Source organism: Asticcacaulis sp. AND118, from assembly GCF_020535245.1.
In the GTDB taxonomy this organism is placed as follows: Bacteria; Pseudomonadota; Alphaproteobacteria; order Caulobacterales; family Caulobacteraceae; genus Asticcacaulis.
This window is the reverse complement of record NZ_CP084910.1, coordinates 717891-731629: the sequence shown is the minus strand read 5'-3', so window position 1 is coordinate 731629 and position 13739 is coordinate 717891. Positions and strand designations below refer to the sequence as shown.

10 protein-coding genes are annotated in these 13739 nt (G+C 62.3%); 6 read left to right on the top strand and 4 right to left on the bottom strand.

Features of this window, described 5'->3' with window-relative positions; genetic code table 11:
* Window positions 1-64: 64 nt before the first annotated feature.
* Entirely contained in the window at window positions 65-1183 is a 1119-nt protein-coding gene (locus LH365_RS03465; RefSeq protein ID WP_226744815.1) for a glycosidase, read from the bottom strand.
* A 189-nt stretch (window positions 1184-1372) separates the two neighbouring features.
* Here LH365_RS03465 and LH365_RS03460 point away from each other — a divergent pair, with 189 nt between their 5' ends.
* The 6 genes from LH365_RS03460 (at window position 1373) to LH365_RS03435 (ending at window position 8902) form a co-directional block, all read left to right on the top strand.
* Window positions 1373-1549 carry a hypothetical protein gene (locus LH365_RS03460; RefSeq protein WP_226744814.1) on the top strand — a complete coding sequence of 59 codons (177 nt, stop codon included), beginning with the start codon at window positions 1373-1375 and terminating at the stop codon, window positions 1547-1549.
* A gap of 400 nt (window positions 1550-1949) precedes the next feature.
* Window positions 1950-2327 carry a response regulator gene (locus tag LH365_RS03455; RefSeq protein ID WP_226744813.1) on the top strand — a complete coding sequence of 126 codons (378 nt, stop codon included), beginning with the start codon at window positions 1950-1952 and terminating at the stop codon, window positions 2325-2327.
* A gap of 67 nt (window positions 2328-2394) precedes the next feature.
* Complete coding sequence (locus LH365_RS03450; RefSeq protein WP_226744812.1) at window positions 2395-5841, top strand: response regulator; 3447 nt, start codon at window positions 2395-2397, stop codon at window positions 5839-5841.
* Window positions 5842-5949: 108 nt separating this feature from the next.
* Complete coding sequence (locus LH365_RS03445; RefSeq protein ID WP_226745436.1) at window positions 5950-6777, top strand: protein-glutamate O-methyltransferase CheR; 828 nt, start codon at window positions 5950-5952, stop codon at window positions 6775-6777.
* Window positions 6774-7343: a chemotaxis protein CheB gene (locus LH365_RS03440; RefSeq protein WP_226744811.1), complete on the top strand. Its 570-nt coding sequence runs from the start codon at window positions 6774-6776 to the stop codon at window positions 7341-7343. Before LH365_RS03445 ends, LH365_RS03440 begins: the two co-directional genes overlap by 4 nt.
* On the top strand, window positions 7340-8902 hold the full coding sequence (locus LH365_RS03435) for a response regulator (RefSeq protein ID WP_226744810.1): 1563 nt from the start codon (window positions 7340-7342) through the stop codon (window positions 8900-8902). Before LH365_RS03440 ends, LH365_RS03435 begins: the two co-directional genes overlap by 4 nt.
* Here the strand turns inward: LH365_RS03435 and LH365_RS03430 are convergent.
* The 3 genes from LH365_RS03430 to LH365_RS03420 are packed head-to-tail and all read right to left on the bottom strand — an operon-like array spanning window position 8893 to window position 13616.
* Window positions 8893-9972, bottom strand: a complete 1080-nt coding sequence (locus LH365_RS03430; protein ID WP_226744809.1) for a DNA topoisomerase IB — start codon at window positions 9970-9972, stop codon at window positions 8893-8895. The two genes, LH365_RS03435 and LH365_RS03430, sit on opposite strands and share 10 nt — an antisense overlap.
* On the bottom strand, window positions 9972-11270 hold the full coding sequence (locus LH365_RS03425; protein ID WP_226744808.1) for a glycoside hydrolase family 130 protein: 1299 nt from the start codon (window positions 11268-11270) through the stop codon (window positions 9972-9974). The genes LH365_RS03430 and LH365_RS03425 overlap by 1 nt, the downstream gene beginning before the upstream one ends.
* A gap of 45 nt (window positions 11271-11315) precedes the next feature.
* Entirely contained in the window at window positions 11316-13616 is a 2301-nt protein-coding gene (locus tag LH365_RS03420) for a glycosyltransferase family 4 protein (protein ID WP_226744807.1), read from the bottom strand.
* Window positions 13617-13739: the final 123 nt, after the last annotated feature.

Below are 13739 nucleotides of genomic sequence, written 5' to 3'. Positions count from 1 at the left end.
TTCGCGCGGGAGATACCCCTTGCACTTTTTCCGTGCTTTCGGTGTTTTCCGTGGCCAATCCTTCCTACAGGCTAAACACCCGCTTCGGTATGTGCGTTATGCGGCAGGCGAGGTCCGCCTCCCCCGACGCCACGATATAATGATCGCCTGCATCGACGATCCCCGTGGTGAACACCACGTCGCGAATATACATCTGAGGCTCGATGGGCCGCGTCAGGTCCGGCGCGGCCTCCAGCAGCGGCGTCGGCCCGGTATGGACGAGCTTCGACGGATCGTCGCGGTCGAGTAGCGACCAGTAGGTGCGATAGACGCCGATCAGTTCCTTCGGCTCGACCCCGTGCCATAAGGCCAGCCAACCCTTTTCGGTAAGTATGGGGGGCGCGCCTCCCCCGATGCGTGCGGTCGCCACCGACCCCGCCTGCGGCCGAAGACCGGGGTTGCGATGCGGTTTCCAATGCAAAGAGTCGGGCGAGGTGGCGAGATTGATGGACGGCCCGGCGTGCCACTCGCTGCCGGGCGGATAGGCAAAATAGACTTCCCCCAGAGGCCGGGTTTGTGCCCAGTACTGACCGTCGATCAGCCCTTCGAAAATCAGCATGTCCTTGTTCTGATGATCGAGCACCACATCCACAAAGCGCCAGTCGAGCCCGTTGTCCGAGGTGTAAAGGGTCGTGCACTGGCGCTCCGGACTGACCGAACAGGTGGTCATCAGCCAGCGATCTCCGACCTTTGAAATGCGCGGGTCTTCGACGCCGTAACACTGGAAAGATGCTTCCGGCACGATGGCCTTGTCGTAGTGGAAGGCCACAACCTCCCGCCCGTCCGGCGTCAGTTCGACCGGCAGCAGCCATGACAGGGAGGTCAGGGCCATCACCTTCGACTTGCCCCCCCTGAGCGTAAAGGTGCGCGGATCCGACGTATCGGTCAGTTCCAGCGGCCACGCATCGATCCGGTAGGCGCCGTCTTCCCAGCGAATGGAATGAACATGGTGGTCGCGGATCGGCGTGCGCAGAGCCTCGGCGACCCGCACCATCAGCAGCAGATTGCCGTTCGGCAGGCGCGTCAGCCCCGGATTGAACGCCCCCAGCACATAGGTTTCAGCGGCGAAATGCCCGGCCATCGGCGAAAGGGACAGGTCGATATCATCGGGACGGACGATCAGGCGATCAAGGGCAAAGGACATGCAAACCTCCCTGAAGTAGAGGCCATTGACGTCGACGCCCTGTAAAATTGCCATCCAGAATCAAGGCCAAAATGAGCGCAGAAACCGTGGACACCTCATTACCGGCTCTTTGCATGTCGTACGGTGAGCCAACTGTCGCTTTTATGCGACCGACGCTAGGCTGGGGACAACCGACAAAGCGAGGAAACCATGTTTCAGACCCTGCGCATCGCCAGAGCCTTCTGCGACGGCTTCATGCACCCTCAACGCACGCTGAAACGCTGCCAGCGCGAAGACCGCGCGGTACGCAATAACCTGTGCGAAGATCAGGTGGACAATATGGTCGAAGACACTTTCCCGGCCTCCGATCCGCCAAGCACTTATTGACGGCGCACTTTCAGCCACCGCAAAGATTTTGCAAGAAGAAATAATTTCTACGCACTAAAATACAATATTAAATACATTTAATACACAAATTTAAATATAATATCTATATTCCTGAAAAATACATGCATTTAACCAATTTCAATTATTACTTATTTTCATCACTATCAAAATATAAATAATCCATAAGCGCGATATACGCCCGATTAGTTCGCAAAGAGCGGCGCTATATTTCCCAAATCCTGTGCATATGGTTGCCTTGTCATAAAAAAGGCCCTATTGTTTTGCCCGGGCGCGCATGGACCCGCGTCCGGTTTTGCCTGTCTGTATGTAGCGTCTGCGTAATCCGGCGGCCCGCCTCTATACATATATCTACACCCCAGTACACGCATCAGGGACACCCATGAAAATTCTCATCGTAGAGGACAACGAAGCCTTGGCTCAAACGGCCGGCTGGATCATCGAGATGCTGGGGTATGACTACCGCATAAGCCTGACGCCCAAGGCGGCGCTGGCCGATGGAGAGGACTATCGCCCGGATGTCGTCATGATGGATATTGGCCTGCCCGGTATGAGCGGATACGACCTGTGTCGCGAAATGCGGGCCAAGCCCATCCATGCCGACGCCGTCTTCGTAGCTCAGACCGGCTGGGACGAGCGCGAGCACCGCGAACAGTCGGCCCAGGCCGGTTTTGCGCATCACCTGACCAAGCCCGTGGACCTGCAGACCCTTGAAAACGTTCTGAATACCATAGCCGGCGAAATGCACGTCAGGAACTAGGATGCGCGGCTTAACGAAGCCGCCGCCGACCCAAACATAAAATCAGCTTTCACTCAGCGGACTCTCGATGCCACACCGGGCGAAGATTATCGAACAGGCGGAAAAAGCCGCACGTCTCCAGCGCGCTGACTATGGCGTATTGGCCTCACTCATCTTTGTCGCCCTGTTTTTTGTGGGCACCGGGCTTATTTCCTATTCCAATATTTCGACGCTGAATCAGAATGCGCGGCAGGTCGCCCAGACGCACGAAGTGATCCTCAGCCTCAACGAACTGCTGTCGACCGTGAAGGACGCCGAGACCGGTCAGCGCGGCTACCTCCTGACCGGTCAGGACACCTATCTGACCCCTTATACCGAGGCGGTTCTGGCCGTGAAGGAACGCACCGCCGCCGTCGACAACCTGATCAAGGGCTCGTCGACGCAGGAAGCGCGTATGGTCTCGCTCAAATATCGCGTCAATTCCAAGCTGACGGAACTGGAAGACACCGTGGCGCTGCGCCGGACGCAGGGCTTCGACGCCGCGGCCTCAGTGGTGCGTACGGACAAGGGCAAGGCCGACATGGATCAGGTGCGCGTGCTCGTCGCCGCCATGCAGAGCGAAGAGCGCACGCGCCGCAGCCAACGCCTTGAGGAAATGAAAGCGGCCTATACGACCGCTGTTGTCGCTGTGGTGCTGACGGCGATTTCCGGCCTCATCCTGACCCTGATCATCGCCTACCTTGTCCGGCGCGCCGCCGAGGCTGCCCGCCGTCAGGAGTGGATCCAAGCCGGCGAAGTGGGCCTCAGCGCCGCCGCCATGGGCGAACAGCGCGTGGACGAACTGGGCCGCAGCCTGCTGTCCTATCTGGCCGAATATACGGGCGCCAGGGCCGGCGCCGTCTTCATCAAGGACGGCGCCATCCTCAAGCAGGTCGCCACGTTCGGCGTAGCTGGCGGCTCTGACGTTCCCGATACCGTCAAGATCGGCGAAGGGCTGGTGGGGCAGGTCGCCGCCGACGGCAAGGCCGTGCATCTGATCGATCTGCCGGAGACGCATCTGGCTGTCGGCACGGCGCTGGGACAATGGCGTCCGCGGCACGTGGTGGTCGCGCCGGCGGCCTCGGAAGGGCTCATCGACGGCGTGATCGAACTGGGCTTCCTTACGCCGGTCGACAATACCGTGCTCATGCTGATGGAGCGCGTCGCCGAGTTCGTCAGCATGGCCATGCGCTCCGCCAACTATCGGGCCATGCAGCAGAACCTGCTTGAAGAAACCCAGCGGCAGTCCGAGGAGCTTCAGACCCAGTCCGAGGAATTGCGGGTCAATAACGAAGAGCTTGAGGAACAGAGCCGCGCGCTCAAGGAGTCGCATCTGCGCCTCGAACAGCAGCAGGCCGAACTGGAGCAGACCAATGTCCAGTTGTCCGAACAGACGCGTATGCTGGAGTTGCAAAAGGACGATCTGAACCGCAGCGCCGCCGACATCATGGCCAAGGCGCAGGAACTGGAGCAGGCCAGCCGTTACAAGTCCGACTTCCTGGCCAATATGAGCCACGAACTGCGCACGCCCCTCAATTCCTCGCTCATCCTCGCCAAGCTGCTGGCCGACAACCGCGACGGCAATCTGACCGAGGAACAGGTCAAGTTCGCCCGCACCATCCAGTCATCGGGCAATGACCTGCTGGCCCTGATCAACGATATTCTCGACCTGTCTAAGATCGAGGCCGGGCAGATGGACATCACGGCCGAGCCCGTCTCGTTCCGCCGCCTGGCCAGCGATATGACGCGGATGTTCGAGCCGCTGGCCAACGAGAAGAAGCTCAGCTTCCGTGTCGAGGCCGACGAAAATCTGCCGGAACTGTTCGACTCCGACCGGCAGCGTCTGGAGCAAGTGCTGAAGAACCTGCTGTCGAACGCGCTGAAATTCACCGAGAGCGGTTCGGTGGTGCTGCGCATTTCCGATGACGACGGCAAGGTGCGCTTCGCCGTCACCGATACCGGCATCGGCATTTCCGAAGAACAGCAACGCAGCATCTTCGAAGCCTTCCGGCAGGCGGATTCGACCATTTCGCGCAAGTACGGCGGCACGGGTCTCGGTCTGTCGATCTCGCGCGAGTTGTCGCGCCTGTTGGGCGGGCATATCGAGTTGCAGAGCGAGCCGGGTCAGGGCTCGACCTTCACCCTCGTCCTGCCGCTGGTCTATGACCCGCAGCAGGTGGCCCCGCGTGACATTCCGCTGGCGGCGCCCAGACCACCGGTCATCGAAACCTTCGCCGAGACCCCGGCCGCGCCCGATCTGCCGGCGCGCCCGCGCATCCCGGACGACCGCGACCGCCTGTCCGGCGACAAGCGTCTGCTGCTGGCCGTCGAAGACGATCCGTCCTTTGCGCGCATTCTGTATGAGTTGGCGCAGGACCTGGGCTTTCAGTGCATGATCGCCACCACCGCCGAAGACGCCATGCTGATCGTGCGTCAGTACACGCCCGCCGCCGTGGTGCTCGACGTCGGCCTGCCCGACCATTCGGGTCTGTCGGTGCTTGATCGCCTCAAGCGCGACCCGAAGACGCGGCATATCCCCGTGCACGTCGTCTCGGCCAACGACTATATGCACGCCGCCCTGTCTATGGGTGCGATCGGCTATATGCTCAAGCCGGTCAAACGTGAGGAACTGGTCGACGCCTTCACCCAACTCGAAACCCGCCTCGAAAAGCGCATGCGCCGCGTGCTGATCGTCGAGGACGACGAGGTGCAGCGCGACTCGGTCATGGCGCTGCTCAAGACGCAGGACGTGGAAACCGTGGCCGTCGGCACAGCCGCAGAATGTCTCTCCGAGTTGAAGGAGCACACCTACGACTGCATGGTGCTCGACCTCAGCCTACCCGACGCCAGCGGCTATGCCCTGCTGGAGACTCTGTCCAGCGAGCAGGACTACGCCTTCCCGCCGGTCATCGTCTATACGGGCCGTGAGCTGTCCTCCGCCGACGAGCAGAAGTTGCGCCGTTATTCCAAGTCGATCATCATCAAGGGCGCGAAGTCGCCCGAGCGTCTGCTCGACGAAGTGACCCTCTTCCTGCACCAGATGGTCTCCGACCTGTCGCCGGAGCAGCAGAAGATGCTGCACAAGGCCAAGGGCCGCGACAATATGCTGGAGGGCCGTCGTCTGCTGGTGGTCGAGGACGACGTGCGCAATATCTACGCCGTCACCAACATCTTCGAACCGCTGGGGGCCATCGTGCAGATCGCCCGCAACGGCCGCGAAGCGCTCGACGCGCTGGAGGCGGCGCAGGCCTCTCCCGATACCGCCGTCGATCTGGTGCTGATGGACGTCATGATGCCGGAAATGGACGGCCTGACCGCGACGCGCGAAATTCGCAAGCGCCCCGAATGGAAGAAACTGCCCGTCATCATGCTGACCGCCAAGGCGATGAAGGACGATCAGGAACGCTGCCTCGAAGCCGGAGCCAACGACTACATGGCCAAACCGCTCGATGTGGAAAAGCTGGTGTCGCTGGTGCGGGTCTGGGTGCCGCGGTGACCCGCAATCCCAGAGCTTTCCTTCGTTCCGTGCAGTTACTGATTTTATTTTTATTCGGGATCGCAATAAACTGGTGGTTCACTTATCGGCTGGCGTGCGTGGCGTGTGGTGCATAACAAGATCGAGGACATAGAGATCCGCCTCTTCCTGGAAGCGATCTATCTCAAATATCACTATGATTTTCGCGGCTACGCCATGGCCTCGATCAAGCGCCGCCTGTTGCAGGCGCGCGATCAGTTCGGTTGCCGTTCGATCTCCATGCTGCAGGACATGGTCCTGCACGATGAAAATATGCTCGGCACGCTGATGAGCTATCTGACGGTGCAGGTGTCCGAGCTGTTCCGCGACCCGGCCCATTTTCGTGTCATCCGCGAAAAGGTCGTGCCGCATCTGAAGACCTACCCGTCGTTGAAGATATGGATTGCCGGCTGCTCGACAGGGGAAGAGCTTTATTCCTTCGCCATCCTGTTCCGTGAAGAAGGGCTGGAGGAACGCACCCTGTTCTACGCCACCGACATCAATCAGGATTCGTTGCGCAAGGCCGAGGCGGGCGTCTACGACCTTGACCGTATGCGGCTGTTCACCGAGAACCACCGCCTGTCGGGAGGGCGAACGTCCTTGTCGGACTACTACACGGCGGCCTATGGCGCGGCCACGTTCGACAAGTCCCTGCGCAAGCGCGTGGTCTTTTCCGACCATTCGCTGGTCACCGACGCCGTCTTTGCCGAAACGCAGTTCGTGTCCTGCCGCAATGTGCTGATCTATTTCAACCGCGAACTTCAAAACCGGGCTGTGAACCTGTTCGCCGACTCGCTGTCGCGCAAGGGGTTTCTGGGGCTGGGCTCGAAGGAGACGCTGCGTTTCACCAGCCAGAGCGGCAATTTCGACGAATTTTCGCGTGACGAACGCCTGTATCAGAAGCGGGAAGCGGCATGAACAAGGGGGTGAATAAGGCAATAGTGATCGGCGCATCGGCCGGCGGGGTGGAAGCCCTCCTGAACGTCCTGCCGCAACTGCCGTCCGACCACTGCGCCGTGCTGGTGGTCATCCACCTGCCGCCGAACAAGCCCAGCGTCATGGCCGAACTGTTCGCGGAAAAGTGCCGCATGCGCGTCGTCGAAGCCGAAGACAAGGCGCCTATCGAGCCCGGCACCATCTATTTCGCGCCGCCCGACTATCATGTGCTGGTCGAACCGGATTTCAGCATCGCCCTGTCTAATGAAGCGCCGGTGTGGTTCTCGCGACCGTCCATTGACGTCCTCTTCGAAACGGCGGCGGACGTCTATGGCGCGAACCTGACCGGCATCATTCTCACCGGCGCCAATGAAGATGGCGCGGCCGGTCTGCGCGCTGTCGTGGCTCAGGGTGGGCGCGGCCTGATCCAGTCGCCCGAAGCCGCCTACGCGCGTCTGATGCCGGAAACCGCACGCGACCTGTGCCCGCAGGCGCAGATAGTGCCGCTCGACCGTATTGCCGTCGAACTGCTGAAGGTGGCCGCATGATGTCCGCGCCCGTTCCCATTCTGCTGGTCGACGATCTCGACGAGAACCTCCTGGCGCTGGAAGCCCTGCTGCGGCGTGAGGGCCTTCAACTGCTCAAGGCGCGTTCGGGTGTCGAGGCGCTGGAAATCCTGCTCAAACAGGAAGTCGCCCTGGCCCTGCTCGACGTTCAGATGCCGGAGATGGACGGCTTCGAACTGGCCGAAACCTTGCGCGGGGCCGAGCGCACGCGCCGCATCCCTATCATCTTCCTCACCGCCGGCACCGCCGGGCGCGAGCGCCGCTTCCGCGGCTACGAAGCCGGAGCCGTCGATTTTCTGCAAAAGCCCATCGAGGGCGATATCCTCAAATCGAAGGTCGAGATCTTCGTCGAACTGTACGAACAGCGCCGCCAGATCGCCCAGCAACGCGATGCGCTTCAGGCCCAGACGGACGAGATCCAGCGTACGTCGGAAGCCCTGCGCGAGGCCGATCATCGCAAGGACGTCTTCCTCGCCACGCTGGCGCACGAACTGCGCAATCCGATGGCCCCGATCCGCAACGGCCTGCAGATTCTGCGCATGGCCCCGGACAGCCCGATGGCCGGCAATGTGCGCGACATGATGGACCGTCAGATGACGCATCTGGTGCGCCTGGTCGACGATTTGCTCGACGTGTCGCGCGTCAGTCAGGGCAAGATCGAGCTGAAACGCGAGCACCTGACCCTGCGTTCAGTGGTCGAGGCGGCGGTGGAAACGGCCCGCCCCGTGATCGATCAGGCCGGGCACAGCTTTGCGCTCGACCTGCCGGATGAGGAATTGTGGGTCGATGGCGACCTGACGCGACTGGCGCAGATCGTCGCCAACCTGCTCAACAACGCCGCCAAATACACCCCCGAAGACGGGCGCATCGGGCTCAGCCTGCGCCGTGACGGCGGACAGGCCGTACTGCGCGTCAGCGACACCGGTCTCGGCATCGACGCCGACATGCTGCCCAGGGTGTTCGAACTGTTCACCCAGGTCGATCGCAACATCCACCGTGCGCAGGGCGGGCTGGGCATCGGGCTGGCCCTGGCGCAAAAGCTGGTGTCGCTGCATGGCGGCAGCATCCACGCCGAAAGCGAGGGGCAGAACCGCGGTTCGACCTTCGAACTGCGCCTGCCTCTGGCCCCGGCGCCGCAAGGGGCGGATAATCCGGCAGGCACGATGCAGGCGGCGAAGACGCTCAATGTGCTGGTGGTCGACGACAACCGCGAATCCGCTGAAACGACAAGCTGGATGCTGGACCTGATCGGTCACCGCACGCGCACGGTGCACGACGGCGTCGCGGCGCTGGACGCCGCAGCGAACGAAACCCCCGACGTCATATTGCTCGACATCGGCATGCCGGGCATGAACGGCTACGATGTGTGCCGCGAACTGCGCAAGCGCCCTGAACTGCACGATACGGTGGTCATCGCCCAGACCGGCTGGGGGCAGGACAGCGACCGTCAGGCCGCCTTCGACGCCGGCTTCAACCACCACCTGACCAAGCCGGTCAATCTCGACAGCCTGAGCCGGCTGCTGGCGGAAATTCAGGCCTGAACCGACAGGCGCTTTTTCAGAAACGCCAGCACCATCACCTCATCGGGGTCGAGTTCCGAAGCGGCGCTTAGCTCGGAGTCGATGATATCGACGATCTGCGCACTTAACGCTCCGTCCAGATAAGCGTTGATCACCTCCGGATGGACGTAGCCCTTGCGGCACACGGCGGGCGTATTGCCGAGCCGCCGCGCCACGTCTTCGATGGCGGCCTTCAGGTTGCGCTTGGCCTGGGTCTGGGTCTCGAAGGCGTCGAAGGCCTGCAGCGCCAGCGCCGCCAGAACCGTGCCGGTAAAGGTGCGGAAATCCTTGGCCGTCACCGCCTCGCCGCTGATTTCTTTCAGATAGGCGTTGACGTCCGAAGAGGTGACGTCGTGCACCCGGCCATCGGCATCGACCCAGGCGAACAATTCCTGCTCGCCCAGGTCCTGAAGCCGGCGGATGACGGCGGCGGCGCGACGGTCGGTCAGTTTCAGGTTCCATGCCTTGCCTGATTTGCCCGTGAAGCGGAAACGCACGCTCTGCCCCTCGACCGAGACGTGCTCGTCCTTCAGCGTGGTCAGGCCGTAGGATTTGTTGGTGCGGGCATATTCGTCATTGCCGACGCGGATCAGCGTTTTTTCCAGCAGGTAGACGACGGTGGCCAGCACCTTTTCGCGGCTCAGGGTACGCCTGCCCATATCGGCGCGCACGGCGGCGCGGATACGTGGCAGCACCTCGCCGAAGCGCAATATATGGCCGAACTTGGTGGCGTCGCGCACGCTGCGCCATTCGGTGTGATAGCGGTATTGCTTGCGTCCCCTGGCGTCGGTGCCGGTGGCCTGAATATGGCCGTTGGCAAAGGGGCATATCCACACGTCCTTCCATGCCGGCGGAATGGCCAGCCGATCTATACGCCCCCTCGCCTTCTCATCTTCGATCCGCTCGCCGCGGGTGTCGAAATAGACGAAGCGCTTGCCGTACCGACGCCGCGTAAAACCGGGCCGCCGGTCATTGACGTAACGCAGACCACAGGCTTTGGCCTGCGCACTCGCATCCGCCAGGGTCTCCGAAAGGGGAAAGCTGCCGTCCATCAGAAGGGCCGCAGGTGCTGAAGGATGTCCGACACCTTCAGCGAAGCGAAGCGGATCGAGGAATCGGCCACGCCATAGGGCAGGAATATCCAGTCGCCGTGCTTCATCGCCCCGCAGCTATAGACGACGTTCGGCACATAGCCTTCGCGCGTGCCTTCGTCCGGCGACAGGATGGGCGTCTTCGACCGTCCGATAACCTGACGCGGATCGTTTTTATCGAGCAGCACCGCCCCCAGACAATAGCGGCGCATGGCCCCGACACCATGCGTAAACACCAGCCATCCGGCGTCCAGTTCGATGGGCGAGCCGCAATTGCCCATCTGCACCATTTCCCAGGGGAATTTCGGCGACACGATGCGGTCCCCGTAGTTCCACACCATGCGGTCGTCGGTTTCGAGATAGTAGAGGCTTTCGTGATCAAGCCGCCCGATCGCCGCATAGCGCCCGTTGATCTTGCGCGGGAACAGGGCCAGCCCCTTGTGCGTCGCCGCCAGTCCGCGAAACGGCGTCAGGTAGATGGTGTCGAAATCCTCGGTCTCGAACAGTTCGCAACCGATCTCGCGCCCGGAATAGGCGGTGTAGGTGCCGAGATAGGTCGTATCGCCGTCTTCGTCGGTGAACTGCACCATGCGCAGGTCCTCCAGACCGTTCGCCTGAGCCCGCGTCACCGGAAAGATGACCGTGCCCGACACCGAACAGACCTTATGCCGCATCAGCGTCACTGGTCCGTCGGTCGCGCCCTGCGCCGGCCTGGCCGCTACGATGAAGTCGGAATCCGGCTCCAGCTTGACCGTGCCGTCGCCGTGGAAGACGCCTTCGCGGAAGGAGATGGTCGAGATATGCCCTTCGCCCACTGTGCGCACCGACATCAGAAATCGCACCGCGCCTTCGGGCGTGCCGTTCTGGTCCGGATGCACGACCACCGACGGGTTCATGATCGCCGCCGCTTCGAAGGAATATTCCTGACAGAAATAGGCGCCGATCAGGGCGGCATGGTCTTCGTCTATCTCCTCTATACCTTCGATGGCGCGGCCGATCATGCCCTTGATCGCCTTGAAGCGGTCGAGGAAGATGGCGCGCGCCTGAAGGTGACGGCCGACAAAGTCGCGACCGACGCTGTCCAGTTCGGCGCAACATTCGTCGCGCGTCAGCTTGAGCAGCGAGCGGCAGATGCGCTCGGCACGCGACATGGTGCCAAGCGCGGTATTGTAGGGCTCCACCGAGACGGTAAAGGGTCTAAGCACTACCCGTTCCGGACTGGCGGTAAGCACGATGTCGCTATATTTGATGTCTTTCATAGGCACGCTTCCCCCGCAGGATTCAGTCAATACACGTCTACAAAATCAGAGACCGGCGTCCTTGAGGGCGCACCAGCTCAGGTGCAGGGCCAGCACCGACTCCGCGCCCTGATTCTGGTTGAGCCCGTGCACCGTCAGCCCGTCGAAACAGCCGCCGTCGTCGGTCATCAGGCTCAGTCCGTGATCGTTTTCGCCCCGGAACCACTGCCAGCCGCGCAAAGCCTGCGCTTTCCACGTCTCTTCGCCGGTGACGCGCCACGCCGTCAGGCAGGCTTCGAGCGAGGCCTGCGCCTCCAGAGGCTGCTGATCGAATAGGGCTTCACGACCGCCGTCACTCGATTGCCCGGCGGCAAAAGCGCGCGTCGCTATGGGGCGGAAATGGCCGTCTTCGGCGGTTTGCAGCCCCATGATGCGCACCAGGGCGCTCATCGCGTCCTGCACACTGCGGGTATCGCCGAGGCGATGACCGGCCAGCAGCAAGCCTTCGGGCAGGCGCGCATTGTCGTAGGACAAGGCCGGCTCGAACCAGGCATGTTCGGCGGCGTTGTGACGATAGCCGGCGTGCAGGGGCGCGGCGATGTCGGCCATCACCCTCAGCACCTCTGACGCTTCGCCGACATGCCCGATAGCGGCGTCGAGCGCGCGAAGCACTACGGCGCGGGCGCGCTGCGAGTCCCAGCTTTCGACGTGCGGCAGAACGCGCTGCGCCAGCTCGCGCGCCCATTCGCGCATATCGTCCGGCAGGGGGGAACGCGCCACCTCGATCAGGGATTCAAACGCGCGCGCGCAGCAGTCGTCGGAACCACCTTCGTCCAGCCATTGCCGCGAAAAGCCCATGAAGTTGCGGAAGCGGCCGTTGTCGCCGTTCCAGGCGTGGTTGACGAAACCCGCATAGCGGTAAGTCAGGTCGATGCGATATTCGTCGAAACGCTCGAACTTCGCCCGTCGCGCCATCATCATCAAGGCGCGGGCATTGTCGTCTGTGCAGTAGCCGTGCGCCCGGTCGGGCAGGCGGTAGCGGCTGTGTTGGGCCATGCCGCAATCGTCGGACAGACGCAGTACGGCACGCCAGGCCGGGGCCGAACCGATCGACGGCGCGACGCGGATAACCGGGGCCCTGGTGCGAATGTCGCTCCCGGCGCGGCTCGTATAGGCGGCGGCGACGGCGCTCCAGCGCGACGGCAGGGCCGCGGCATAGGCGCGCTCGGCCATGGCCTGACGCTTCGCATCGTCGGTCAGCAGGTCGATGATCGCCGCTCCAAAAGCCGCGCTGTCGCGGAAGGGACAGACCACGCCGATCCCGTCGGCCAGCGCCTCGACGGCGTGCCAGTAAGGGGCCGACACCACCGGCTTGCCCACGGCCAGCGCGTAGCTGAGCGTTCCCGACGTGATCTGCGTTTCCGTCAGATAGGGCGTGACATAGACATCGGTGGCCTGAAGCACGTCGATCAGGTCGTTGTCGGACATGAAGCGGTTGATGAAGCGGATATGGTCTTCGACGCCCAGTTCCTTCGCCCGCGCGATGAGGCTCTCCCGGTACGCCTCACCCTCATTGAGGATCAGGTTGGGATGGGTCGCGCCGACCACGAAATACAGCACGTCCGGACAGGCTTCGGAAATGGCCGGCAGGGCCTCGATAATGGTCTCTATCCCCTTGTTGGGCGATAGCAGCCCGAAGGTCGAGATGACCGGACGCCCTTCGGCCTCCAGCGCCGCCTTGAATTCCGAGGTCGGGCGCAGCGATCGGCCCGGTGCGCCGTGCGGCACGACCAGAATCTGCGACTCCGGCACGCCATAGACGCGCTTGAGAATGTCCGCCCCCTTGTGCGCCATGGTGATCAGGGTCGAGGACAGGCGGATCAGCCCTTCCATGACGCGACGCTGATCCGGGTTGGGGTTTTCCAGCACGGTGTGCAGGGTCGTCACCACCGGCATGGTCACGCGCTCAAGACATTCCAGCAGATGCGCCCCCGCCGGGCCGCCGAAGATGCCGAATTCGTGCTGCACGAACAGGACCTGCATCCGCGCCGCATTGAGGTCGGCCGCCAGTTGACGATAGGCCGCCGCATCGTCCTGCGGCACATGGCGCGTCACTTCGGGCGGATAGGCGTAGGGCCCGGCGTGGTCGTCCATGGCGATCACTTCGAAGCGCGCCGCCGGCAGGGCCTCGTGCAGGCAGGCATAAATGTCGCGGGTAAAGGTGGCCAGACCGCACTGACGCGGCGGGAAATTGCCCATCACCGCCACCCGCGCCAAACCGGCGTCCATTTTACGGCGCGCACGGTCAAGAATATCCTGAAGGCTCTGGGCCTCAGTTTCGACGGCAAAATGCTTGTCTTGAAGCATGGCGAACCCTTCGCATAAAAAACCAGCGTCGTCGGATCGGGCCCGGCGCAAAATACCGCCGGAAAGAAACGTGTCGAAATTCAGCTATCGGAAGAAATAAAGGCGTGAGGACGATCCGTCCGC